Here is a 23,212-nt window from a genome sequence, read left to right as displayed (position 1 = left end):
ATGCACAGCCCGGGTCCGACGGTGCCCGTACCCGACTTCGGTCCGGTCGACCGTGGCCGGGGCTGGGTGGTGACACTGTTCGTCACCGCGATCGCAGCGATCACCCGGTTCACGATGCTGCACTACCCCACCGACGCGAAGACGCCGGTGTTCGACGAGAAGCACTACGCCCCGCAGGGCTGGCAGGTGCTCACCGGCGGCGGCATCGAGGACAATCCCGGGTACGGCCTCGTCGTGCACCCGCCGGTGGGAAAGCAGCTCATCGCGCTCGGCGAGGCGCTGTTCGGTTACAACGGTTGGGGGTGGCGGTTCTCGGCCGCGGTCGCCGGGACGGTGCTGGTCCTGCTCGTGGTGCGGATCGTGCGGCGGCTGACCCGCTCGACTCTGCTCGGCGGTCTGGCGGGGATCCTCCTGATCGCCGACGGCGTCACCTTCGTCTCGTCGCGCCTCGGGATGCTGGACATCTTCCTGGCGCTGTTCGCGGTCGCCGCGTTCGGGTGCCTGATCGTCGACCGGGACGAGGTGCGGGCCCGGATGGCGCGCGTGCACGCCGAGGGACGCATCGCCGACACGGTGTGGGGTCCCCGGCTGGGCGTGCGGTGGTGGCGGTTCGGGGCCGGTGTGCTGCTGGGTCTGGCGGTGGGCACCAAGTGGTCGGGGCTGTATCTGATCGCGTTCTTCGGGTTGATGTCGGTGGCGTTCGACGTCGCCGCGCGCCGCGCCTACGGCGTGCGACGGCCGTGGCTCGGGACCGGTCTGCGCGACGTCGGCCCGGCCCTCTACGCGCTCGTGGTGGTGCCGCTGGGCGTGTACCTGGCGACGTTCTGGGCGTGGTTCGCCGGCGAGACCGGGGTATACCGGCACGCGGTGGGGCGGCAGATCGGCACGGACGGGGCGTTCTCGTTCGTGCCGGACGCACTGCGGTCGCTGTGGTACTACAGCGCCTCCGTGCTCGAGTTCCACTCGGGTCTGACGAACTCGGCCGGCAACGTGCATCCGTGGGAGTCCAAGCCGTGGACGTGGCCGATGGGTTTGCGTCCGATGCTGTACTACTTCGCGGACGGCGAGCAGATCCGCGGGTGCGGCGGTGAGCAGTGCGTCAAGGCCGTCATGCTGGTGGGCACCCCGGCGATGTGGTGGCTGGCGTTGCCGATGCTCGTGTGGGGCGGGTGGCAGCTGCTGGTGCGGCGGGACTGGCGGTGGGCCGCGGTGCTCACCGGCTACGCGGCGACGTTGCTGCCGTGGTTCGCCACGCTCGACCGGCAGATGTACTACTTCTATGCGGTCCCGCTCGCGCCGTTCCTGATCATGGGGTTGACGCTGGTGCTCGGCGACGTGCTCGGCTCGCCGCGGGCCTCGGCCGAACGGCGTTCGACCGGTCTGCTGGTCGTGTGCCTCTACGTCGGCCTGGTGGTGGCGAATTTCGTGTGGCTGTGGCCGATCCTGACGGCCGCGCCGATCACCGTGGAGACGTGGCAGCAGCAGCTGTGGCTGCCGAGCTGGCGGTGACGTCCGCGGGCGCGGCCCGCACGCCGACGGTCCGGCCGCTCTCGACGATGTCGACGATCGCGTAGCCGCAGCGAGAGAGCAGCGCGCTGATCCGCATAGACACCGGTCCGACGGCCAGTCCCGGAGGCGGTTCGTCGAACACCCAGAGCTCGCCGGTGGGCCGCAGCAGCGACGCGACAGCCGTCGGCGCGGCCGGGTCGTCGCTGCGGAAGCTGGGGACGTTGACGGCGAAGACGAGGTCGAACGACCCGGGCAGGTCGACGCCGGGAAACTCGCCGATGCGCAGCTCGGCGAGCCCGGCCTCGAGGCCGTCCCGGTTGCGACGACGGGCCCGGTCGATCTGCGTCGCCGAGCGGTCCACCCCGACGACGCAGCCGTGGCGGCGCAGCCGCTCGCACACGAGTGCGAGCGCGACGCCCCCGCCGCAGCCGATCTCGAGCACGTCGCTGCCCGGTTGCGGATCCATGGCCTCGACCGCGAACGCGATCCGCGCCGGTACGGCACTACTCATTCGACGTCCGTTCTCTTCCGCGCCGGGGACCGGTACTCGGCGCGCCGCAGCAACCGCCGACCGCGCGGGGACACCAGTGGATCCCGCGACAGATCCCGGTACAAGGACACACACAGACCCACCATGACGAGCACGAACGGCGCCGCCGCGATGATCGTCATGGTCTGCAAGGCGGTGAGGGCATCGGCACCGCCGGTCCACAGGAGCAGGGCGGCGACACCACCGGTGAGCACGCCCCAGAACACCACGACCCGACGGTGCGGGGAGAGCGTGCCGCGCTGGGACAAGGTGCCCATCACGATCGATGCGGCGTCGGCCCCCGAGACGAAGAAGATGGCCACGAGCACCATCACGACGGCAGCGGAGATCGTGAACAGCGGCAGATTGTCGAGCATGCCGAACAACTGCGCCTCGGTCGTGCCGACGTCGGCCAGGCCGAGGCCGTCGCGTTGCTCGCCGATGGCCGCACCACCGAACACCGCGAACCACACCAGGCTCACTGTGCTGGGAACGAGGATGACCCCTACGACGAACTGGCGGACCGTGCGGCCACGGCTGATTCGGGCCAGGAACATCCCGACGAACGGCGTCCACGAGATCCACCATGCCCAGTAGAAGACGGTCCACGCGGAGAGCCACTCGGCGACCTCGGGGCTCGAAGCCGCGGTACGAGCGGACATCCGGGCCAGATCGGCGGCATAGGCGCCGAGGGTGGTGGGTAGGAGATTCAGGATCAGCACGGTGGGGCCGACCACGAAGACGAACGCGGCGAGCGCGAGCGCGAGCACCATGTTGATGTTGGACAGCCACTGGATGCCACGAGCCACACCGGACACCGCGGAAGCGACGAAGGCTGCTGTGAGCAGCGCGATGATCGCCACCAGCAGCAGCACCCCCGTCTCCTCGAGCCAACCGGTCGCCGCGAAGCCGGACCCGATCTGCAGTGCCCCGAGGCCGAGCGAGGCGGCAGTGCCGAACAGCGTGGCGAACAGGGCGAGGATGTCGATGACCTTCCCGACGGGCCCCTCGGCGCGGCGGCCGAGCAGCGGCAGGAAGGCGGAACTGATCAGCTGCTTGCGCCCCTTGCGGTAGGTGCCGTAGGCAATGGCCAGACCCACCACGGCATAGATCGACCAGGGGTGCAGGCTCCAGTGGAACATCGTCGTCGCCATCGCCGGTCCCACGCCCCCGGCTGTGCCCGGCGGCGGTGTCACGAAATGGGCCAGGGGTTCGGCGACACCGAAGAACATCAGGCCGATGCCCATACCGGCGCTGAACATCATGGCGATCCAGCTGACGGTGCGGAACTCCGGTACGTCGTCGTCCTTGCCGAGCGGGATCCGCCCGAACCGGCTCAGGGCCAGCCAGATCGAGAAGACCACGAAACCCGACGCGGTGAGCACGAAGAGCCACCCCAGGTTGACAACCAGCCAGTCCAGTACCGCCCCCGTCACGGCGGCGAAATTGTCCGGTGCGAGCAGTCCCCAGACGACGATCGACACCACGATCAGGGCTGTCGGGACGAACACGGCCTGATCGATCACCGGTGGGGGCCGTCGGCGCGGCCCCCCGGGGCGAACCGAAACGAGCCGGCCGCGCGGCGCGTCGTGCGGATCCGTCAGTTCGTCCGAAAGGCCCATGATGTAAACCTCGTCCACTTCCTTGCGGAGCGCAACCGTCACCGCGCCGGCGGGAATCGGACGGGTCACGCACCCCGCAGCGCCGCAACGACGAACTCGAGCACCTCGTCGTCGGACATGCCGAGGGTGCGCAGTTCGCGGACGTAGCCGGTGGCGGCGCGCTGGGCGAGCGTGCGGGTCGGGTCACCAGCCTCCGCGACGAACGTCCCTGCTCGGCCCCGGGTCTCGATGATGCCGAGTTGCTCGAGTTCACGGTAGGTCTTTGCCACGGTGTTCGGGGCGATGCCGAGGTGTTCGGCCAGCCCGCGGACGGTGGGCAGCTTGGTGCCGGCGATCAGTTCGTCGCGCCGCACCATCGTGACGATCCGCTGGCGCAACTGCTCGTACGGCGGGACCGGCGAGCCGGGGTCGATGACGATGTGGAGCATCGGGACGTCCTCAGGTGGGCTGATGGTGCGTCGAGGCTAACAGTGCCGGCCGACCGTGCCCGAATGCGCTGCGGTGCCCGCCGCACCCGACCCCACGGCACGGCAGAATGTGGCCATGGCAACGACCGCGACGATCTACCACAACCCCCGGTGCAGCACGTCCCGCAACACCCTGAAGGTGTTGCAGGAGGCGGGCCTCGAACCGACCGTCGTCAAGTACCTCGAGACCCCGCCGTCGCGCGACGGGCTGCGCAAACTGCTCGACGACGCCGGCCTGGTCCCGAGCCAGGCGATCCGGCGGAAGGAGTCGCTGTTCGGCGAGCTGAACCTGGCGGACGCCTCGGAGGACGAGTTGCTCGACGCGATGGTGGCCCATCCGATCCTCATCGAGCGGCCGATCGTGGTCACCGACAAGGGGACCGTCCTGGCCCGGCCCGTCGAGAAGGTGCACGAGATCCTCTAGATCCCGGGCTCGCCCGCGGTCGGTCAGCCGCGGGCGAGCGGGCAGGACATGCAACGCGGCCCGCCGCGTCCGGAGCCCAGCTCGGACCCGGCGATGCGCAGCACCTCGATGCCCGCGTCCTCGAGGCGCGTGTTGGTCTCGAGGTTGCGTTCGTAGGCCACCACCACGCCGGGCGCGAGGGCCAGGGTGTTGTTGCCGTCGTCCCACTGTTCCCGTTCGGCGACGACCGGATCGAGGCCGGTGTCGATGACGCGGAGCTTCTCGATCCCCATCGCGTCGGCGGCCGCCTCGAGGAACCCGCGCGGCCCACCGATCCGGACGTCACCGTTCTCCCGGTGGAGAGTGAAGGCCTGCAACGTCTCCCGCACCGCCGGGTACATCACGACGGCGTCGACGTCCACCATCGTGCACACGGTGTCCAGATGCATCGAGGCCCGCTGCTGCGCGATCGGCACCGCCAGCACGGTGTGCGCGAGACCGTCCTCGAAGACGCTCCGGGCCAGCGCTTCCGCACCCGCCGGTGTCGTGCGCTCCCCCACGCCCACGGCCACGACTCCCGGCGCGAGCAGCAGCACGTCGCCGCCCTCGACCGGCGCCGTGTGCGATTCGTAGGCCCGCCGCACCCCCAGGAACCGCGGGTGGAACGCGTAGATCAGGTCGGTGAGCGCTGCCTCCCGGCGCCGGGCCGGCAGGGCCAGGGTGGGGATCGCGACCCGGGGGCCGATCCAGAACGACGAGTCGCGGGTGAACAGCAGGTTCGGCAGGGGCTCGATCACGAAGTCGGCTCCGTGATGCATCAACCGCACCAGCGACGGCGCGGCCCCGAGTCCCGCGGCCGGCAGTTCGTCGAACGTCATGCCCGCGACCAGGACGCGGGTGAGGTCCGCAGCGGACATCGCGCGCAGGTGGGCGGCGAGTTCGTGCGCCAGCCCGTGCCCGAGCCGGCGCGGGTCCACCGCGGACGCCACCCCCTGGACGCGGGCGGCGCCGCTGACCTCCAGGGTCTCGGTGAGCAGGTCGGACAGGAGCAGCACCTCCACACCCCGCCCGCGCAGCAGCTCGACGAACGCATCGTGTTCCTCCTGCGCCCGCGCCACCCACGGCAGCGCGTCGAACAGCAACTGGTCGTTGTTGCGGGGAGTCAGGCGTTCGAGTTCCGCGCCCGGCCGGTGCATGAGCACCGCTTTCAGTGCCCCCACCTCGGAATCCACACCCAGCTGAGCGTTCATGAATAGACCGTAATGCCGCGGCCCGCTTCACGGTGCGCCGAAACTCCGCGAACCCCACCCGGCGCCCACCTGCGGTGGCAGGATCGGCGGTGCCCGACGACCGAGGAGACATTCATGACCGACACCGACCCGCTCGGGGAACTCGCCGACTTCGCCGGCCGCTGGGTGGGCGGTGGCGACGGCCACTACCCCACCATCGAGGACTTCACCTACGACGAGACCATCGAGTTCACCGCCGTCCCGGGGAAGCCGTTCCTGATGTACGTCAGCCGCACGAAGAACCCCGGCACCGGTCAGCCGATGCACACCGAGAACGGCTACCTCCGTCTCGCCGACCACGACGTGGAGCTGCTGGTCTCCCAGCCGACCGGATTCGTCGAGATCCAGCGCTCGCGGCTCACCCACGGCGTCCTCGACTTCACCCTCGTCAACCTCGAGCGCTCACCGCACGCCAAGCCGGTGCACGAGCTGCGGCGGCGGTTCGTCCTCGACGGCGACGAGCTGACCTACGACCTGTGGATGGCGCACGCGCAGACCCCGCTCACCCACCACTTGCACGCGACGCTGCGACGCGCCGGCTGACCCTCAGAGCAGGCCGCGCTCGCGCGCCGCCGCGACCGCCGCGGTGCGCGAGTCCACCCCCAGCTTCGAGAACGCATGCACCAGATGGGACTTGACGGTGGCTTCGCTCACGAACAGTTCCTTGGCGACGGCCCGATTGGACAGGCCGCGCGCCACCGCGGCGAGCACCTCGATCTCGCGGGCGCTCAACTCCACCCGAGGTGTCTGCATGCTGCGGTAGAGACGTTGCGCCACACCGGGATCCAGCACGGTTTCGCCCCGCGCGGCCCGGGTCACCGCGTCGACGAGCACGGCCGGGTCGGCGTCCTTGAGTAGATAACCGGCCGCCCCCGCCTCGACGGCGCGCAGGATGTCGGAGTCGGTGTCGTACGTGGTCAGCACGAGCACCTTCGGCGGATCCGGCGCGGCGGCGAGTTCGGCTGTCGCGTTCGCCCCGTCCATCCCGGGTCCGAGCCGCAGATCCATCAGCACCACGTCGGGGCGGTGGGCGGCGTTCTGCGCGACGGCCTCCCGCCCGGACGCAGCCTCCGCCACCACCTCGAGGCCGGGCTCCGACGCGAGCAGCGCACGCAGGCCCGCCCGCACGACGGGATGGTCGTCGACGAGCAGTACCCGGATCACGACAGCATCCGCACGGGCAGCGTTGCGGCCACGGCGGTTCCGTCGCCGGGCGCCGACTCGACGACGACCGCGCCGCCGAGTTCGGCGAGCCGGTCCCGCATGGCGGTGAGCCCGAAGCCCCCGCCCGCACCGGCCGCGTCGACCTCGAACCCGGTTCCGTCGTCGACCACGTCGAGCCGGACCTCGTCCGGGGTGTAGGCGAGGGTCACCCGCACGCGACGCGCCCGCGCGTGCAACCGGACGTTCGCCAGCGCGCTCTGCGCCACCCGCAGCAACGCCACGTCGAATCCCGTGGGCAGTGGCAACGGTTCACCGTCCACACGCAGCTCGGCGTCGATGTCGGTGTCGCCGCGCATCCGGTCCAGGATGCGGCCGAGGGCTGCTGCCAGCGGCGCGTCGTCGAGTTCGGAGGGACGCAGCTTGTCCACGACCCGACGGGCCTCGACGAGATTGCGCCCCGCGGTCTCCTCGATCCGGCCGAGCAACGCCGCCGTGTCGCCGCCGCTGCGCAGCCCGGCGCGGGCGAGCAGCAGGATCGACGAGAACCCCTGGGCCAGCGTGTCGTGGATGTCGCGGGCGAGGCGCGCCCGTTCGGCGGTGGCACCGGTCTCCCGCTGCAACCGCACCAGCTCGTCCTGGGCGTCGAGCAGTTCGCGGTGCGCCTCGGTGAGTTCGGTGAGCAGCGCGTCGCGTTGCTCCGCGTCGCGCACGAGCTGGCGGTAGATCAGGGCCGTGCCGGACGCCACCAGTGCACCGAACAGCGGTCCGAGCACGGCGGCCGTCGGGTTGGCGGTGCCGTGTCCCACGCTCGCGACGATCGCGACGGCCGTCAACGCCGCGGTGGCCGCGATCGCGGCGACGGTGGGCAGCAGGTGGAAGCACAGGAAGAACAGCGCGAAGGCGAGCCACACGAAATCCGGCGCGAGCGACACCAGCGCCAGCCAGCCGGCCAGCAGCACCGCCAGCCAGATTCCGCCGCGGGATCCGCGCCGGGCGAACCACAGTCCCGAGACGTACCAGGCGAATTCGGCGCCCGCGAGGACCAGCACCCCCGCCGAGCCGCCACCGCGCAGCGCACCGACGAGCAGTAGCAGCACGAACAGCGCGTGCTGGCCCAGCTGCATCGCACGCAGCACCGGGACCGTCCCCTCGGGAGGGTGCGGTCGGACGGTCTGCATTGCACCGACGCTAACACCGCCGACCACGCCGCCGCCTCCTACTTTCGATTGATCCGCGAACCCATCCGCCGAGCGATGCGGCGGCATCTCCGCACCGGGCACGGTGGAACCCATGTTCCTCGCACTGCGCGATCTGCGCTTCGCCACGGGGCGCTTCGCCGTCATGACGGCGGTGCTCGTCCTGGTCTCGTTCCTCGTCGTCATGCTCTCCGGCCTCACCGCGGGCCTGGGCAACCAGTCGATCGCCGCGATCCGCGGTGTCGGCGCCGAGCACTTCGCGCTCGACGGCGGCGGCACCGAGCCGTCCGAACTGTCGTTCGGCGAGTCCACCGTCACGGACGCGCAGCGCGCCGCCCTCGCCGCGCAACCCGGCGTCACCGACACCGCCGTGCTCGGGGTCGTTCCCGGACGCGTCGGGTCGGGCGGGCGCGAGGTGGCGGCGGCTCTGTTCGGAGCCGCTCCCGGTTCCTTCGCGGCACCGACGGGCCTGCGCCCGGCGACGGCGGTCGTCGATGCGCAACTCGCCGACGACAACGGCTGGTCGTCGGGCACGATCCTGACCGTCGGCGGGCGAGAGGTCACCGTCGCCGCCCTCGTCGAGGACTCCTACTACAGCCATCAGCCGGTCGTGTGGCTCGACCTCGGCACCTGGCGCGAACTGCCCGCGACGGCCGGCGCCGACGGGACGGTGATCGCGCTGCGGACCGGGCCCGGGTTCGACGCGGCCGCAGTCGCGGCCGCGACCGGCGCGAGTGTGCTCGATACGTCCGCGACCCTGGACACCATCGGCTCGTACACCTCCGAACGCGGGTCGCTGCTGCTGATGCAGGCCATGCTGCTCGTCGTGGGCGCCCTGGTGGTGGGGGCGTTCTTCACGGTGTGGACGGTCCAGCGCAGCCGCGACATCGCGGTGCTGCGCGCGATCGGCGCGTCCACCTCCTACCTGCTGCGCGACGCCCTCGGACAGGCGGCCGTGGTGCTCGTGCTCGGCACCGGGCTGGGCACCGTCGCCGCTACGGCCGCGGGGGCGGCCGCTGCCACCGTCGTTCCGTTCACGTTGAGCGCGGCGACGACCGTGCTGCCGTTCGTCGCCCTGGTCGGGCTCGGTCTCCTCGGTGCGGCTGCGGCCGTCGCCCGCATCGGCTCCGTCGACCCGCTGACCGCGCTCGCCGCGGCCCCCTGATCTGTAGAGACACCGAACTGTCGAGACACAGAGCTGTCGAGACACCGATCCCGTTCGAGAAAGGCACCCACCATGAGCGTTCGGCTCACCGACATCGTCCTCACCTATCCCGACGGCGACGCCACGCTGCGCGTCCTCGACGGCCTGGACTTCCACGCCGAGCCTGGCGAGACGGTCGCCGTCACCGGCCCGTCCGGATCCGGCAAGTCGAGCCTGCTCGCCGTCGCGGGACTGCTCACCGCGCCCGATTCCGGCCGCGTCGTCCTCGACGGCGTGGACACCACGGGACTCGACGCGGCGACGCGGACCCGGCTGCGGCGGGACCGGATCGGCTTCGTGTTCCAGCAGGCGAACCTGCTGCCCTCGCTGACCGCCATGGAGCAGCTCACGCTGGTCGCGCACCTGAGCGGGCGCCGGATCGACCGGGCCCGCGCGCGCGACCTGCTCGCCGCGGTGGGGCTGACGCAGCAGACCGACCGCCGCCCCCACCAGCTCTCCGGCGGGCAGCGGCAGCGGGTCGCGATCGCCCGCAGTCTCGTCAACGATCCGGCGGTCCTGCTGGTCGACGAACCGACGTCGGCGCTGGATGCCGACCGCAGCCGCGAGATCGTCGAACTGCTCGAACGGACGGCGCGTGAGCGCGACGTCGCCGTCGTGATGGTCACGCACGATCGGGAAGCGCTGCGAGCGGGATCGCGGATGCGCGAGTTCGCACTCGACAAGACCTCCGCCTGAGCGTCACCGGCGGGTGCGGACCGACTCGAGGGTGCGGGAGAAGTAGTTGTTGGCCAGTTGCATCACCAGGTTGTACGGCGGGGCGAACTTGCGGGCCCACCAGTAGCCGAAGCGCACGTCGAACGACGTGTACACCAGGAAGCGATTCTTCCGGATGCCGGCGAGGATGCACCCGGCGACCTTCTCCGGCGACGCGGCGTGCCGCTCGAACCGGGCGGTGAGCTTGCGGGCGGCCGGATGGTCGCGATCGACACCGACGATCTGCACGGAGTTCACCAGCGGGGTGCGTACCGCGCCGGGTACGACGAGCGAGACCCCGATGCGATGGCGGTGCAGGTCGAACCGCAGCACCTCGGACACGCCGCGCAGACCGAACTTGCTCGCGCTGTACGCCGCGTGCCACGGCAGGGCCAGCAGTCCCGCCGCGGAGGAGACGTTGACGAGATGTCCCCCGCGACCGGCCTCGATCATCGTCGGCACGAAGTTCTCGATGACGTGGATCGGGCCCATGAGGTTGACGTCGACCATCTGCTTCCAGTGCCGGTGCTCGAGCGCGTCGACCGTGCCCCACACCGACGTTCCGGCGACGTTGGCGACGACGTCGAGGGCACCGGCGCGCTGGTGGACGTCGGCAGCGAAGGCGGAGACGGCGTCGTAGTCGGAGACGTCGAGTGCCGCGGCGTGCAGCACCGAACCCCCGCGTTCGCGCACGGCGCGGACCGTGTCGTCGAGACCGTCGGCGGCGAGGTCGGTGAGCACCAGTTCGGCGCCTTCCGCGGCGGCGGCCAGGGCCAGCGCCCGGCCGATACCGCTGGCCGCTCCGGTCACGAGGAACTTCCTGCCCCGCAGGTCCTTGATCGCCATGCCCGCCCCCGCTCTCGTCGTCTGCGGGCCACCTTAGCGCGGCGCGAAATGCCGCGGCGCCGTGCAGGCGCCGTGGTGCAAGGTGCGCTCGTCCTCGCGCCCGCGGGGGGTCAGAGGCGCTGGGCCATTTCCTCCTGGTACTTGCGGATCGTCTCCTCGATGCCGTCGGCGTCGGCGTCGCGGCCTTCGCTGCGGGCGCTGTCGGCACGTTCGCGGAGCACTCGAATAGCGCGCCGCAACTCGTCGTCACTCATCCTGTGTTCCATGTCACACAGTGTCCCCGACCGGGCGACGGTTGGCCCGCAATCGGCCACACGACATCGACGACGAAGGGCGCCTCCCGGCCTGGGAGACGCCCTTTGGTGGTGGAGCTGAGGGGAATCGAACCCCTGACCTCTTCGATGCGAACGAAGCGCGCTACCAACTGCGCCACAGCCCCGCGAGTTCCGTTCGGAACCGCCCGCAAACTGTAGCAAACCAGCGAGCCGGAGACGAAATTGCGGTATCGGCACAGGTCACGGCGGCGGACAATCGAGCTGTGGATGCAGTGCGCCTCCGCGGGGAACAGGCCCTGCGGGAGGGTCGGTGGGCCGCTGCGCTGGCCGACCTGACGTCGGTGGCGGCCGCGACCGACAATCCGGCGGCGTGGCTCGGCATCGGCGAGGAGTCGTGGTGGCTCGGGCGCCTCGACGACAGCGTCGCCGCCTATCGCAGGGCCTACACGACGGCCCTCCGGAGCGGCGACCGAGAGAGTGCGGTTCGCAGCGCGGCGTGGCTGAGCATCAGCAACACGTCCGATTTCGGCAATCGGTCGGCGGCCCACGGTTGGGTCCGCCGGGCGCAGCGCCTGCTGCCCGAGGGCGCACCGGGCGCGTTGCACGCCCTGGTGTGGGTGACACACGCCCATCGCCTGCTTCCGGACGCCGCGGCGGCCGGGCCGTGGGCGTCGCGCGCCCTGGAGGCCGCACATCGATGCGGCGACCGCGACCTCGAACTGGTGGCACTCGCCCAGTCCGGTCACGTGGCTGTGGCCCGGGGCGACCGGGAACCCGGATTCTCGTTGCTGGACGAGGCCGCGGCGGCCGCCCTGAGCGATGCCGACCGCCGACTCGACACCGTCGTGTTCGTCTGCTGCGACATGCTCGGCGCGTGTGCGCTCGCCGGCGACACCCGTCGCGCCGGCGAGTGGTGCCGTGTCGCCGAGGACTTCACCTCCCGATGGGGGTGTCCCTTCCAGTACGTCGATTGCCGCACCCTCTACGGGGCATTGCTGCTCACCGCGGGCCGTTGGGCGGAGGCGGACCGGCTCCTGACGGCGGTTCTCACGCTCGACGAGAAGATCTGCCCCGCCGTCCACGCACGCGCCGTCGCGGCCCTCGCCACGCTCCGGGTCCGGCAGGGGCGGTTCGACGAGGCCCGGGCGATGCTGGACCGATCCCGCCGCCCGACCGCAGAGCTGGACACTGCCCGCGCCGAGGTCGCCCTCACCGACGGCGATCCCGCGACCGCCCGGCGGCTGCTCGAACGTCGCAGCACCCCGTCCCTGCTGTGTGCCCGGGCCCAGGCGGCCATGGGCGACCTGAACGCGGCGACGACCACCGCGGCGGCGCTCGACCCCGACGGTCCCGAGGTGGTGGAGGTGTCGGGACTGGTTGCCGCAGCGCAGGGCCGCGTGGCGGCCGCGGTCGATGCGTTCGAGACGGCCGCTGCTCGCTGGGCGGACTGCGCGGCGCCGTTCGAGGAGGCCCGATGCCTGCTCGAACTGGCCGAGTCGGCGGTCAACGACGATCCCGTCCTCGCGGCCGCACGCGGGCGAACGGCGGTGACGATCTTCCAGGAACTCGGAGCCGTCGCCGCCGCGGACCGCTCCGCGGCCTTGTTGCGGCGTCTCGGAGTGCGCGGCCCCCGCATCCGCGCCACCACTCGCACCGGCCCGGACCTCGACCGCGGCCTCACCGCTCGCGAACGCGAAGTACTGGACCTGCTCGCGGTGGGCTTGACGAATCCGGAAATCGCCGGCCGGCTGTTCGTCTCCCGCAAGACGGTGGCACACCACGTGAGCCACATCCTCCGCAAGCTCGGCGTGCGGAACCGCTCGGAGGCCGCCGCGTATGCCGCCACCCACGGGGAAGATGGGTCACTTGCCCGATGCGCCGCACCCGGGCGCGGCGCCACCCTGGGTGCATGACGAACGTAACCGAGAACTTCGGGATCTCACCGGCGGCCGCGGAGGTGTACGAGTCACGCTTCGTACCCGCGATCTTCGCGCAGTGGGCGCCACGGCTGCTGGACCAGGCTGCGATCACGACGGGCGCGCGGGTGCTGGACGTGGCGTGCGGAACCGGGATCGTTGCGCGCGTAGCCGCCGACCGGGTCGGCCCGTCGGGACGGGTGGTCGGTGTCGATGCCAGTGAGGCCATGCTGGCGGTGGCACATCGGTTGCGTCCCGACCTCGAATGGCACCGGGGTGACGCCGGAGCGCTGCCGTTCGCGGACGGTTCGTTCGACGCGGCGCTGTGCCAGATGGCGCTGATGTTCTTTCCCGATCGTGTACGGGCACTGCGCGAGATGCGGCGCGTGGCGACGGCGGTAGTCGCCGTGTGTGTGCCGGCCGCGCTGGACGAGCAGCCGGCATACCGGGACTTCGTCGACGTCGCGGTCCGGCACGCCGGCCCGCCCGCGGCGTCTCTCCTGGGCACCTACTGGAGTTGTGGGGACCGCGACGAACTGAGGGGATGGTTCCGCGACGCCGGACTCACCGTCGATCGGTTCACCACGCACACCGGAAGCGCGCGGTTCCCGTCCGTGGATGCGATGGTGGCGACGGAGATCGAGGGCAGCCCGTTGATCGAGCGGATCGACGCCGGAACGTACGAGGCGATCAGATCGGAGGCCCGATCGGTGCTGGCCCGGCTCACCGACCCGGAAGGCTCGGTGTCGGCGCCTCTCGTGGCACATATCGTCACCGCGCGCTGAATGCGCCCCCTCTCCCGGAAGGGTCGGTGACTACTCGCCGGATGCCCGGCGCACCGGGTAGTCGTCGGCGTCGTAGCGGGGTTCGTACGTCTCGTAGACGGGTTCGTCGTCCGAGTAGTGGTCCAGGTGCTCGAACACCGGGTCCTCGTCGTCGGCCTCGAGCACGACCGCGCCGGGACGGCGCAGCCGCGCCGGGACGAGGCGTAACTCGTCGTCGCTGTGCGACTCGACGCCCAGGCGCGAGCGGTTCAGGCGGGCCATGCGACGACGGCGGATCTCCTGTTCGACGCGCACCTGGCGACGAAGGTAGATCAGGTAGCCGGCGAGGGCGGCCGTCGCCACCGCGCACAGCCACCACAGCGCCGACGAGACGACGAGGGCGAGGGCGGCGGTCATGATCGCGGCGAACAGCAGGCCGAGCACGGTGCGCTGCCGGAACTCGTAGCGCGCGGCCCGGGCCATGGCGTCGGCCTGGGGATCGAATCCGCCGCGTCCGCGGCGCTGAGGCACGAACTCCCGGGCGGGAGCGCGTTCGGGACGGTCGTCGAAGTCGGTGTCGTGGTCGGTGTCGAGTTGTGTGTCCATGCGGTCCTCCGCTGGGTGGCGGTGTCTGCGGTCGTCCATCGTGCGGACGCGACCGGAGTCGTCGCCGGCAGTGGAACGGGCGGAATCCCGACTCGGACGCCAGTGGGGATCGCGGCGATGACCTGCGGCCGGCCCGCGCGGGGCGAGTGGCTCGTCGTCACCTCGGTGCAGAACCCGGGTTGCGAGTGCGGCGTCGGTCGTCTGACGGATACGGGGGCGCTTCGTGACCAGCATCGGCACCAGAACGAACAACCACACGGCGACCAACCCGATCCACAGGAGCGAGTTCGGCATTCGGTGGCCCTCCTCCCAGTCGTCGCCTACCAGTCCGTCGACGCCACTGACCCCGTCAGGTTAGCGGCCCGCAGGCCGTCACCAGGACAGAAACGCCGACTCAGATGACTACAACTGTCACACGAGTCACGCGAATCATGTGACACTCTCTTCACTCTAGTCACACGCATATACCCACGTGTGGGTATTTCTACGCACCGGTACACGTAATCTGCGTTACAGGCGTCAGGCCCAGCTGGCGCGACCGCCCCGGATCAGCACGTCGGACACGCTGCCGGGAACCTCCTCGACCGTCATCGCCACCAGCAGATGGTCACGGAAGCGCCCGTCGACGTCGAGGTAGCGCCGCAGCAGGCCCTCCTCGCGGAAACCCACGTTGCGCAGGACCGCGCGGCTCGCGACGTTCTCCGGCCGCACCGTGGCCTCGACCCGGTGCAGCCCCGCCGGGCCGAAGCAGTGGTCCAGCCCGAGCGCCACCGCCGCCGTGGCCACCCCCAGGCCGTTGACGTGCTTGGCCACCCAGTACCCGATCCACGCCGACCGCAACGCACCGCGCACGACGTTGCCCACGGTGATCTGGCCACAGAACTCGCCGTCGAGCTCGATCGCCATCGGCAGCATGTGGCCCCGGCGGGCCTCCGCCCGCAGGCTGCGGTACAGCCCCGGCCACACGGTGATGTGATGACGCATCTCCCACGGCACGTCCCCGGTGGGCTCCCACGGCTCGAGGTGCGCCCGGTCCCGGATCCGCAGCCGGCTCCACGCCGCCGCATCGCGCAACCGGATCGGCCGCACCGCGACCAGTCCGCCGGCGACCCGCAGCGGACCCAGCTCCGCCGGCCATCCCGGATGACGGCTCATCAGCCGCGCTGTCCGAGGAAGGCGACGTCCACCGGATCGCCGGTGCGCACCTCGGTCACCTCCGGATCGATCAGCACCAGGCAGTTCGCCTCGGCCAGGGTCGCCAGCAGGTGCGACGACGCGCCCGCCGCACCACCGAGCGCCTGGACCATGTACTCGCCCGTCGCCTCGTCGCGCATCAGCTGCCCCCGCAGGAATCCCTTGCGGTCCGGGATCGAGGTGATCGGCGCGACGGTGCGGGCGGTGACGACGCGTCGCATCGGCTGCCGGCGGCCGAGCGCGATCCGGATCAGCGGCCGCACCATCACCTCGAACACCACCAGCGCGCTGACCGGATTCCCCGGGAGCAGGAAGGTGGGCACCTCGTCGCGGCCGAGCTGGCCGAACCCCTGCACCGAGCCGGGGTGCATCGCCACCCGCTCCACCTCGAGCTTGCCGAGATCCGCCAGCGCCTCGCGCACCTCCTCGAGCGCCCCACCGCCGACGGCCCCCGCGATCACGACGATCTCGGACCGGATCAGCTGGCCCTCGACGACCTCCCGCAGGCGCTTCGGGTCGGTACTGGCGATCCCCACGCGGTTGACGTCCGCGCCTGCGTCGCGGGCGGCCGCCGCCAGTGCGTACGAGTTGACGTCGTACACCTGGCCGGGACCCGGGGTGCGGTCCACGTCGACGAGTTCGCCGCCGATGGAGATCACCGAGAGCCGGGGACGCGGATGGACCAGCACCTTGTCGCGGCCGACCGCCGCGAGCAGCCCCACCTGGGCGGCTCCGATGATCGTGCCGGCCCGGACCGCGACATCGCCGGGCTGGACGTCGTCGCCCGCCCGTCGGACGTACTCGCCCGACCGGACGGGATGCAGGACCTTGATACGTGCACGGCCACCGTCGGTGCGGTCGAGCGGCAGGACGGCGTCGGCGAGGGTCGGCAGCGGCGCCCCGGTATCCACCCGCACGGCCTGCCGCGGCTGCAGCCGGATCGGCTGACGCGAACCGGCCGAGACCTCCCCCACCACGGGCAGCGTCAACTCGATCGGTTCGCCGTCGTCGCCGACCGCGTCGGTGCCCGCACCCTGGACGTCGACGCTGCGCACCGCGTAGCCGTCGATCGCGGCCTGGTCGAAGCCGGGCAGGGGCCGCTCGGTGACCACCTCCTCCGCGCAGAGCAGGCCCTGCGCCTCGGAAATGGCGACCCGGACCGGCCGGGGCGCCACCGCTGCCGCCGTGACCCTGGCCTGTTGATCCTCGACCGACCGCATACCGCTTCTCGTCCTCCCGACCTGACGCGCCGTCAGTGCTTCAGGCGCTCGACCAGCCACTCCCGCAGGGAGGGGCCGTACTCCTCGCTGTTCAACGCAGAGTCAACCGCAGCGCGCAGATAGCCGCCGGGATTTCCGAGGTCGTGTCGAGTGCCGCGATGCACCACCACGTGCACGGGGTGACCCTCCTCGATGAGCAGGGCGATCGCGTCGGTGAGCTGCAGTTCGCCACCCGCTCCGGGAGTGATCCGGCGCAGCGCGTCGAAGATCGCCCGGTCGAGCAGATAACGACCGGCGGCGGCGAACGTGGACGGCGCATTCTCGGGCGCCGGCTTCTCGACCATGCCCACGACCTTCAGCACGTCCGGGTTCACGGCGTCGGGTACCTCTTCGACGTCGAAGACACCGTAGGCGCTCACCTGGTCCTTGGGCACGTCGATCGCGCACAGGACCGTGCCGCCGCGCTTGGCCCGCACCCGCTGCATGGTCTCGAGGACTCCGCGCGGCAACACGAGGTCGTCCGGCAGGAGCACGGCGACGGAGTCCTCGTCGGGATCGAGGGCGGCCTCGGCGCACGCGACGGCGTGCCCGAGTCCGAGCGGCTGCTCCTGCACCACCGACTCCACTTCGAGCAGCCCCGGCGCCTTGCGGACCTTCTCGAGCAGGTGGTACTTGCCGCTCTCCTTCAGCTTCGACTCGAGAACCAGGTCCTCGACGAAATGGGCGACGACGCCGTCCTTGCCCGGCGCCGTCACGATCACCAGTCGCTCGGCACCCGAGTCCGCAGCCTCCCCCGCCACGAGCTCGATTCCCGGCGTGTCCACCACCGGGAGGAGTTCCTTCGGCACGGTTTTGGTCGCCGGCAGAAAGCGCGTACCGAGGCCCGCCGCGGGAACCACTGCCGTGCGGAAATGGCCCGCTGCACCGGTCGCATTGTTCGTCATAGATCCCACCCTAACTTTCGGCTACCACCCGGTAGATAGGTCAGATCCTAAGGTGACGGATATGAGCGCACTCTCCAAGCCACAATGGCGGGCCCGAATCGTTGCCGCGCGACGGGCCCGTAACGACGAGGAGCGCCGCGGTGAGGACGCCGCCCTCGCCGCGGCGGCACGGTCCCTGGCCCCTGCCCGGGCGACGGTGTGCGCCTACGTCCCGGTCGGGTCCGAGCCCGGCGCGCTGTCCCTGCTCGATGCTCTCTGCGAGGCCGGAAACCGGGTGCTGCTGCCGCTCACCCGTGCGGACAGCACCCTGGACTGGGCGCAGTACATCGGAGCCGGCGCACTCGCCCCAGCCGGGTACGGCCTGCTCGAACCCACCGGACCGGCCCTGGGTCCGGAGGAGGTGCGCCGCGCGCATACCGTGCTGGTGCCGGCGCTCGCAGTGGACGAACGCGGCGTGCGGCTCGGTCGCGGGGCCGGCTTCTACGACCGGACGCTGCATCTCGCGGCCGCCGACGCCGTCCTCGTGGCAGTGGTCCGGGACGAGGAACTCGTACCCGAACTGCCGGAGGATCCCCACGACATCCGGATGGGTTGGGCCCTGACGCCCGGCCGCGGCCTGGTGCCGCTGAACGGGTCGACCGGGTCGGGGAATAGGGAGCCCCGGTAGCGATGTTGGCACTGTCGGCTGTAGAGTGCTAACGCTGCGGTCGCCAACCAACTCGCGGAGGATCCACCGGTGCCCACTTACTCCTATGCCTGTACGTCCTGCGACAACCGATTCGACATCGTGCAGTCGTTCACCGACGACGCCCTGACGGAATGCAACGAGTGCTCGGGCAAGCTGCGCAAGCTGTTCAATTCGGTCGGCATCGTCTTCAAGGGCAGTGGTTTCTACCGCACCGATTCCCGCAGCGGAGGCAGCACCGCCAGCGAGCCGGCCAAGTCCGACTCGTCGCCGGCCGCATCGTCGAGCACGTCGTCCTCGAGCACGTCGTCGAGCAGCGCGTCGTCGAGCACCTCGGCACCGGCCGCAGCCGCGAGCTGACACCGTTCATCCACAAGCGGACGATTCATCCACACTCCGCCCCTGATTGGCGCTTCGACGGGCCGGCGGGTACGACCCGACCCCTAGGGTTCGGGCCATGCCCGCCGGCCCGTTCTCGTTCCCGCCCCTGCGCAATCCGCTCGACCCCACCCTGGCCGACCGGCTCACGGCGCTGACGCGGCCCGGCTGGGCGCGCTCCGTCGCCGTGCGCCGCGCGATCGCGGCCGGCCTCGTCGGTGTCGCGGCGGTCTCCGCCGTCACCGGCGGAGCGCCGGACGACCGGACCCGCACGGTCGTCGCCGCCCGCGACCTGCGGCCCGGACAGACCCTCACCGCCGACGACGTCACCGTCACCGAACGTGACGCCTCCCAACTCCCGTCCGGGGCCCTTACCGAGCCCGCCGAGGCCCTCGGCCACACCCTGGCCGGCCCGGTGCCCGCCGGCGAGGTCCTCGTCGGGGTACGGATGCTCGGACCGCGGCTCGCGGCGGCCACGACCGGCGACAGCGCAGCCCGCGTGGTGCCCGTCCGCCTGGCCGACCCCGGCGTCGGGGATCTGCTCCGCGAGGGCGACCTCGTCGACGTCCTGACCGTCGCCGGCGCCTCTGCCCCCTCGGCACCGGAGGTGCGGGTGCTGGCAACGGGGGCGACGGTCGTGCTGGCTCAGGGAACGGACGAGACGAACACTCGCGGAGAGAAGGTGGTGCTGCTCGCGCTGCCGCCCGAGCCTGCGACAGCCGTGGCCGCGGCCTCACTCGTCAGCGCACTGACGGTGACCTTGCACTGAGCCGAACGACGTCCCCGCATTTCGGGTTGAACGCCACACCCGCTGGTTTATGGTGCGACTGCGAGGCATGACGACAACACCTGTCTAGGAGACGCACCATGCTGAAGGGCTTCAAGGACTTCCTGCTCCGCGGAAACGTGCTCGACCTCGCCGTCGCGGTCGTCGTCGGCACCGCGTTCACGGCCATCGTCACCGCCTTCACCAGCTACATCATCGAACCGCTCATCGCGGCGATCGGTGGGGACAACGAGATGGGCTGGGGCGTCCAGATCCTGCCCGACAACCCCGAGACCTTCCTCAACTTCGGCGCCGTGGTGTCGGCGATCATCAACTTCCTCATCATCGCCGCCGTCGTCTACTTCGTGCTGATCGTCCCGGCGAACGCCGCCAAGAAGCGGTTTGCCACCGAGAAGGACGACACCAAGGCGAGTGCCGAAGATCTGCTCATCCAGATCCGCGACATCCTCGAGGCGCAGACCGGTCAGAGCGGTGCACACGCCAAGCCGAGCCTCGAAGAGCAAGAGCGATAGGCACGAACTGCACCGGACAACGAAAAGGGTTGGGCCCACTCGGAATTCCGAGCGGACCCAACCCGTGTTCAGCCTGCGGCCGGGACGTCGTGTCAGACGGTCCAGGGCTTGCCGTAGGTGGTCACGTTGTCGCCGTTCGCGGTGATCGCGCGGACGAACGGACGGACCTGGACGGCGCCGATGACGCCGGAGGCGGTGCCGTGGACGTTGGAGAACTGGACGGACTTGAAATCACCGTCGAACTCGCCCTCGGCGACGACGAGCTCCTCGATGCCCGGAGCCGGGGTCAGCTCGAGCTCGGCGTAGGCCTGCGGGAGGATGTCGGTCACGGTGGCGGTGGGACCGTCCTTCGCCGAGAGCTCGAGCTCGAGGCCGGGGGTCGAGTAGGTGACGCCGATGGCGCCGTCGATGCTGCCGGCCCACGCGAACTGGTAGCCGAACTGGAAGGTGGTGCCCTCGGCGTCGGCGGCGTCCGCACCGACGAGGTTCGCGGTGCCGCGGCCGTTGTGGAACCACTCACGGTTGAAGGGGCTGCCACCCAGGGCCGGCACGCCATGGATGTGGGTGTCCTCCTGGGTCACGACGACCTCGTAGCCGTCCGTCGAGACGATCCGGTTCTGATCGTCGACCGCAGCCTGCGCGGAGCCGGTCGCACCGAGGACCAGGCCCAGGACAGCGGCACCGGACACCGCGGCGTTACGTGCGGCCTTGAAGCCACGCGACTTGATTCCCATGATTTCTCCGTATTTCTTGGTGGGGATTACTGCGGGGTGGGGCGGAGCAGGACTAGATCGTCCAGACCTTGCCGTAGGTGGTGACGTTGTCGCCGTTCGCGGTGATCACGCGGACGAAGGGGCGGACCGAGACCGCACCGAGGACGCCGGTGGCGGCGCCGTGGACGTTGGCGAACTGCACGTGCTTGTAATCGCCGTCGAACTCGCCCTCGGCGACGACGAGCTCCTCGATGCCCGGGGCCGGGGTCAGCTCGATGGCTGCAGTGACCTGGGGCAGCAGACCCGAGGTCGTCAGCACGTCTTCCGCGTAGGGGGCGGGGCTGGTTTCACCGTTCGGAATGTAGAGCGGATTGCCATTTGCGGCACCGCTGTCCGTCGCGGGGACCCGGTCCTCCTCCTCTAGGAGGTTCCCCTCATAGTCGACGTAGTCACCCGGTTGAACCGTCCGACCGTTGCCGTCCTCGTAAGGAGCATCACGGGTGCTGGTGTTCCAGAGCGGATCGAACTGGTCGACGTTCTCTACGCCGCGGGTGGCCTCGAGTTCGAGCTGCGGGCTTGCCCACGCGACCCCGATCGAGCCGTCCAGGCTGCCCGACCACGCGAACTGGTAGCCGAACTGGAAGGTCGAGCCCTCGAAGTCTGCGGCGTCGGGGCCGACGATATTGGCGATGCCACGGCCGTTGTGGAACCACTCACGGCTGAGCGGGCTCCCGCCGATCGGGGGAACACCCTGGATGAAGGTGTCCTCCTGGGTCACGATGACCTCGTGACCGTCCGACACGATCCGGTTCTGGTCGTCGACCACAGCGCCGGCGGTCCCGGTCGATCCCAGAACCAGGCCGAACACGGCGGCGGCGGCCACCGTGACGTTGCGGGCGGCCTTCACACCGCGTCGCGTCTGCATCTTCATGAATGCCTCATCCATTCTCTGCGTGCCGGGTCACGCACACGCGTCCGACAACTGCCCTGTCGCCCGCGAGGCATGCCACACCACGAACACCGGCGGGCACCCGCCCGCCGGTGCGACGTGTGCGTCATCCGCACGGTTGCGTTTCCGATTCGTGATGAAGACCTCGACATGTGCCGTTGATCTTGACCTCAGCGAACCACGACAGAGACTAGACCGTGATCTCGAACCCCAGCAACGGCTACGTCGGCGCGCGGAGTCGCCCTCCGACGGAAATGTTTCGGCTCAGTGAAACAACCGGTGACAGGCACTTGCAGCGGCACACAGAGCCCGCGCGATGTCAAATCTTAGGTTCGGCTTATCTACATTCGTGCATACCCACAGGTGACACCCGCAAACCGGGTGTGAGGCAGTGCATCCGGCGGGTGCGACGGTGATCGACCTCACCCGAAAAGGCGGAGATGATCAAGGCGAAACGCCGAGCGGAAGGGTTACGAAGAGATTTCGAACGGTCGGCCGAACAATGAACGACCTCCCCTCAGGAAACAACTGGAAGTGGGGTAGATCACACGCCGCCACCATGGTGAGGCGGGACCTGCCGACGCAGCCATTCGTCCGAGTCCGACGACTCGTCGCCCGGCGAACGCTCGTCGCGAGTCGTCTCGGGAAGCACGTCACCGAAGACGCGGCGGAGCCGGGCCCGGTCGATCCGGGTCCGGCTCACGTCGTCGCGCTGCGGTGCGTCGTCCGGAGACGCACCGGCCGCGTTCTCGTTCGTCCCGGTGATGACTACCCCTCCACTCGCGACAGTTCCTCGATCACGTGCGAGGCGAGCGGTAGCAGCGTGGCCATGCCGTCACGGATGGCGGCGCGCGACGAAGCCAGATTGGCGACCAACGTGGACCCGGACAGGCCGACCAGACCGCGGGACAGCCCGGCATCCATCGCGCCGGCGGAGAAACCGGACGAGCGCAACGCCTCGCCGATCCCCTGGAGCTCTCGGTCGAGCACGTCGGACGTGGCGTCCGGCGTCACGTCGCGCGGCGACACCCCGGTCCCACCGACGGAGATCACCAGGTCCACGCCGCCGATGACGGCGGTGTTGAGGGCATTGCGGATCTCCACCTCGTCGGCCGACACGGTGACGACACCGTCGACGGCGAACCCCGCCTCCGCGAGCAGTTCGGTCACCAACGGTCCGGCGGAGTCCGGGTTGTCGCCGTGCGCTACCCGGTCGTCCACGATCACCACGAGGGCTCGTCCGGTCCTGGGGGTTTCGAATTCCATGATGCCCACCGTAGTTCCCCTGTCCGTCGAACGAGCTGTATGTCCGAGAATGAACCCGGC

At 70.5% G+C, this 23,212-nt stretch carries 26 protein-coding genes and 1 tRNA gene; 11 read left to right on the top strand and 16 right to left on the bottom strand.

Annotation, left to right across the window (positions count from 1 at the left end; all coding sequences use genetic code 11):
• On the top strand, nucleotides 1-1,509 hold the full coding sequence (locus ACM26Y_RS06420) for a dolichyl-phosphate-mannose--protein mannosyltransferase (protein ID WP_416063623.1): 1,509 nt from the start codon (nucleotides 1-3) through the stop codon (nucleotides 1,507-1,509).
• Here the strand turns inward: ACM26Y_RS06420 and ACM26Y_RS06415 are convergent.
• The 3 genes from ACM26Y_RS06415 to ACM26Y_RS06405 all read right to left on the bottom strand — a co-directional run bounded on the left by ACM26Y_RS06415 (nucleotide 1,460) and on the right by ACM26Y_RS06405 (nucleotide 4,088).
• Nucleotides 1,460-2,020, bottom strand: a complete 561-nt coding sequence (locus ACM26Y_RS06415) for an SAM-dependent methyltransferase (RefSeq protein WP_416062948.1) — start codon at nucleotides 2,018-2,020, stop codon at nucleotides 1,460-1,462. The genes ACM26Y_RS06420 and ACM26Y_RS06415 overlap by 50 nt on opposite strands.
• Complete coding sequence (locus ACM26Y_RS06410) at nucleotides 2,017-3,660, bottom strand: BCCT family transporter (protein WP_416062947.1); 1,644 nt, start codon at nucleotides 3,658-3,660, stop codon at nucleotides 2,017-2,019. Before ACM26Y_RS06410 ends, ACM26Y_RS06415 begins: the two co-directional genes overlap by 4 nt.
• Nucleotides 3,661-3,725: 65 nt before the next feature.
• On the bottom strand, nucleotides 3,726-4,088 hold the full coding sequence (locus tag ACM26Y_RS06405) for a GntR family transcriptional regulator (RefSeq protein WP_416062946.1): 363 nt from the start codon (nucleotides 4,086-4,088) through the stop codon (nucleotides 3,726-3,728).
• 115 nt (nucleotides 4,089-4,203) lie between these two features.
• Between ACM26Y_RS06405 and arsC the strand changes: the two genes are divergently transcribed.
• Nucleotides 4,204-4,551 (top strand): arsenate reductase (glutaredoxin), encoded by a 348-nt coding sequence (arsC, locus tag ACM26Y_RS06400; protein ID WP_003937810.1) that lies wholly within the window; start codon nucleotides 4,204-4,206, stop codon nucleotides 4,549-4,551.
• 23 nt (nucleotides 4,552-4,574) lie between these two features.
• Here the strand turns inward: arsC and arcA are convergent, their stop codons facing one another.
• Nucleotides 4,575-5,780, bottom strand: a complete 1,206-nt coding sequence (gene arcA, locus ACM26Y_RS06395; protein WP_416062945.1) for an arginine deiminase — start codon at nucleotides 5,778-5,780, stop codon at nucleotides 4,575-4,577.
• Between the two features lie 114 nt (nucleotides 5,781-5,894).
• Here arcA and ACM26Y_RS06390 point away from each other — a divergent pair, with 114 nt between their 5' ends.
• Nucleotides 5,895-6,362 carry an FABP family protein gene (locus ACM26Y_RS06390; RefSeq protein WP_416062944.1) on the top strand — a complete coding sequence of 156 codons (468 nt, stop codon included), beginning with the start codon at nucleotides 5,895-5,897 and terminating at the stop codon, nucleotides 6,360-6,362.
• A gap of 3 nt (nucleotides 6,363-6,365) precedes the next feature.
• On the opposite strand, the gene ACM26Y_RS06385 is transcribed toward ACM26Y_RS06390, so the two are convergent.
• Together ACM26Y_RS06385 and ACM26Y_RS06380 are read right to left on the bottom strand one after the other, a co-directional pair.
• Complete coding sequence (locus ACM26Y_RS06385; RefSeq protein WP_003937807.1) at nucleotides 6,366-6,983, bottom strand: response regulator; 618 nt, start codon at nucleotides 6,981-6,983, stop codon at nucleotides 6,366-6,368.
• The gene (locus ACM26Y_RS06380) at nucleotides 6,980-8,161 is read right to left on the bottom strand and encodes a sensor histidine kinase (protein ID WP_416062943.1); all 1,182 of its coding nucleotides are present in this window, start codon (nucleotides 8,159-8,161) and stop codon (nucleotides 6,980-6,982) included. The genes ACM26Y_RS06385 and ACM26Y_RS06380 overlap by 4 nt, the downstream gene beginning before the upstream one ends.
• A gap of 112 nt (nucleotides 8,162-8,273) precedes the next feature.
• Here ACM26Y_RS06380 and ACM26Y_RS06375 point away from each other — a divergent pair, with 112 nt between their 5' ends.
• Together ACM26Y_RS06375 and ACM26Y_RS06370 are read left to right on the top strand one after the other, a co-directional pair.
• The gene (locus ACM26Y_RS06375; protein ID WP_416062942.1) at nucleotides 8,274-9,344 is read left to right on the top strand and encodes an FtsX-like permease family protein; all 1,071 of its coding nucleotides are present in this window, start codon (nucleotides 8,274-8,276) and stop codon (nucleotides 9,342-9,344) included.
• A gap of 72 nt (nucleotides 9,345-9,416) precedes the next feature.
• Complete coding sequence (locus ACM26Y_RS06370) at nucleotides 9,417-10,079, top strand: ABC transporter ATP-binding protein (RefSeq protein WP_416062941.1); 663 nt, start codon at nucleotides 9,417-9,419, stop codon at nucleotides 10,077-10,079.
• A gap of 3 nt (nucleotides 10,080-10,082) precedes the next feature.
• Here the strand turns inward: ACM26Y_RS06370 and ACM26Y_RS06365 are convergent, their stop codons facing one another.
• The 3 genes from ACM26Y_RS06365 to ACM26Y_RS06355 form a co-directional block, all read right to left on the bottom strand.
• Entirely contained in the window at nucleotides 10,083-10,943 is an 861-nt protein-coding gene (locus tag ACM26Y_RS06365) for an SDR family oxidoreductase (RefSeq protein WP_416062940.1), read from the bottom strand.
• A 110-nt stretch (nucleotides 10,944-11,053) separates the two neighbouring features.
• Nucleotides 11,054-11,197, bottom strand: coding sequence for a hypothetical protein (locus tag ACM26Y_RS06360; RefSeq protein ID WP_155621893.1), 144 nt, complete (start codon nucleotides 11,195-11,197; stop codon nucleotides 11,054-11,056).
• Between the two features lie 109 nt (nucleotides 11,198-11,306).
• Nucleotides 11,307-11,382 (bottom strand) — tRNA-Ala (locus tag ACM26Y_RS06355).
• A 99-nt stretch (nucleotides 11,383-11,481) separates the two neighbouring features.
• Here ACM26Y_RS06355 and ACM26Y_RS06350 point away from each other — a divergent pair.
• Both ACM26Y_RS06350 and ACM26Y_RS06345 read left to right on the top strand, forming a co-directional pair.
• The gene (locus ACM26Y_RS06350) at nucleotides 11,482-13,131 is read left to right on the top strand and encodes a LuxR C-terminal-related transcriptional regulator (protein ID WP_416062939.1); all 1,650 of its coding nucleotides are present in this window, start codon (nucleotides 11,482-11,484) and stop codon (nucleotides 13,129-13,131) included.
• Entirely contained in the window at nucleotides 13,128-13,919 is a 792-nt protein-coding gene (locus ACM26Y_RS06345) for a class I SAM-dependent methyltransferase (protein ID WP_416062938.1), read from the top strand. The genes ACM26Y_RS06350 and ACM26Y_RS06345 overlap by 4 nt, the downstream gene beginning before the upstream one ends.
• A gap of 30 nt (nucleotides 13,920-13,949) precedes the next feature.
• Here the strand turns inward: ACM26Y_RS06345 and glpR are convergent, their stop codons facing one another.
• From glpR to ACM26Y_RS06325, 4 genes are all read right to left on the bottom strand, one after another.
• Nucleotides 13,950-14,798 (bottom strand): gephyrin-like molybdotransferase receptor GlpR, encoded by an 849-nt coding sequence (glpR, locus tag ACM26Y_RS06340; protein ID WP_003937800.1) that lies wholly within the window; start codon nucleotides 14,796-14,798, stop codon nucleotides 13,950-13,952.
• A 225-nt stretch (nucleotides 14,799-15,023) separates the two neighbouring features.
• The gene (locus ACM26Y_RS06335; protein WP_003937799.1) at nucleotides 15,024-15,659 is read right to left on the bottom strand and encodes a GNAT family N-acetyltransferase; all 636 of its coding nucleotides are present in this window, start codon (nucleotides 15,657-15,659) and stop codon (nucleotides 15,024-15,026) included.
• Nucleotides 15,659-16,918: a gephyrin-like molybdotransferase Glp gene (gene glp / locus ACM26Y_RS06330; protein ID WP_003937798.1), complete on the bottom strand. Its 1,260-nt coding sequence runs from the start codon at nucleotides 16,916-16,918 to the stop codon at nucleotides 15,659-15,661. The genes ACM26Y_RS06335 and glp overlap by 1 nt, the downstream gene beginning before the upstream one ends.
• A gap of 32 nt (nucleotides 16,919-16,950) precedes the next feature.
• Nucleotides 16,951-17,862, bottom strand: coding sequence for a UTP--glucose-1-phosphate uridylyltransferase (locus tag ACM26Y_RS06325; protein WP_003937797.1), 912 nt, complete (start codon nucleotides 17,860-17,862; stop codon nucleotides 16,951-16,953).
• 61 nt (nucleotides 17,863-17,923) lie between these two features.
• Here ACM26Y_RS06325 and ACM26Y_RS06320 point away from each other — a divergent pair, with 61 nt between their 5' ends.
• The 4 genes from ACM26Y_RS06320 to mscL all read left to right on the top strand — a co-directional run bounded on the left by ACM26Y_RS06320 (nucleotide 17,924) and on the right by mscL (nucleotide 20,224).
• A complete protein-coding gene (locus tag ACM26Y_RS06320) occupies nucleotides 17,924-18,529 on the top strand; it encodes a 5-formyltetrahydrofolate cyclo-ligase (protein ID WP_416062937.1) in 606 nt (201 codons plus the stop codon).
• Nucleotides 18,530-18,598: 69 nt separating this feature from the next.
• Nucleotides 18,599-18,907, top strand: a complete 309-nt coding sequence (locus tag ACM26Y_RS06315) for an FmdB family zinc ribbon protein (protein WP_416062936.1) — start codon at nucleotides 18,599-18,601, stop codon at nucleotides 18,905-18,907.
• A 97-nt stretch (nucleotides 18,908-19,004) separates the two neighbouring features.
• A complete protein-coding gene (locus ACM26Y_RS06310) occupies nucleotides 19,005-19,694 on the top strand; it encodes an RcpC/CpaB family pilus assembly protein (protein WP_416062935.1) in 690 nt (229 codons plus the stop codon).
• Nucleotides 19,695-19,792: 98 nt separating this feature from the next.
• Nucleotides 19,793-20,224, top strand: a complete 432-nt coding sequence (mscL, locus tag ACM26Y_RS06305) for a large conductance mechanosensitive channel protein MscL (protein WP_003937793.1) — start codon at nucleotides 19,793-19,795, stop codon at nucleotides 20,222-20,224.
• A gap of 92 nt (nucleotides 20,225-20,316) precedes the next feature.
• Here the strand turns inward: mscL and ACM26Y_RS06300 are convergent, their stop codons facing one another.
• From ACM26Y_RS06300 to ACM26Y_RS06290, 3 genes are all read right to left on the bottom strand, one after another.
• Nucleotides 20,317-20,958, bottom strand: a complete 642-nt coding sequence (locus ACM26Y_RS06300; protein ID WP_416062934.1) for an MspA family porin — start codon at nucleotides 20,956-20,958, stop codon at nucleotides 20,317-20,319.
• Nucleotides 20,959-21,010: 52 nt separating this feature from the next.
• The gene (locus tag ACM26Y_RS06295; RefSeq protein ID WP_289379374.1) at nucleotides 21,011-21,868 is read right to left on the bottom strand and encodes an MspA family porin; all 858 of its coding nucleotides are present in this window, start codon (nucleotides 21,866-21,868) and stop codon (nucleotides 21,011-21,013) included.
• Between the two features lie 786 nt (nucleotides 21,869-22,654).
• A complete protein-coding gene (locus tag ACM26Y_RS06290) occupies nucleotides 22,655-23,152 on the bottom strand; it encodes a molybdenum cofactor biosynthesis protein B (RefSeq protein WP_026137469.1) in 498 nt (165 codons plus the stop codon).
• Nucleotides 23,153-23,212 lie beyond the last annotated feature (60 nt).

This window comes from Rhodococcus indonesiensis (assembly GCF_047782815.1).
GTDB classification, from domain to species: domain Bacteria; phylum Actinomycetota; class Actinomycetes; order Mycobacteriales; family Mycobacteriaceae; genus Rhodococcus; species Rhodococcus indonesiensis.
Note: the sequence above shows the minus strand (reverse complement) of the source record. Positions and strands in the feature narration are given on the sequence as shown.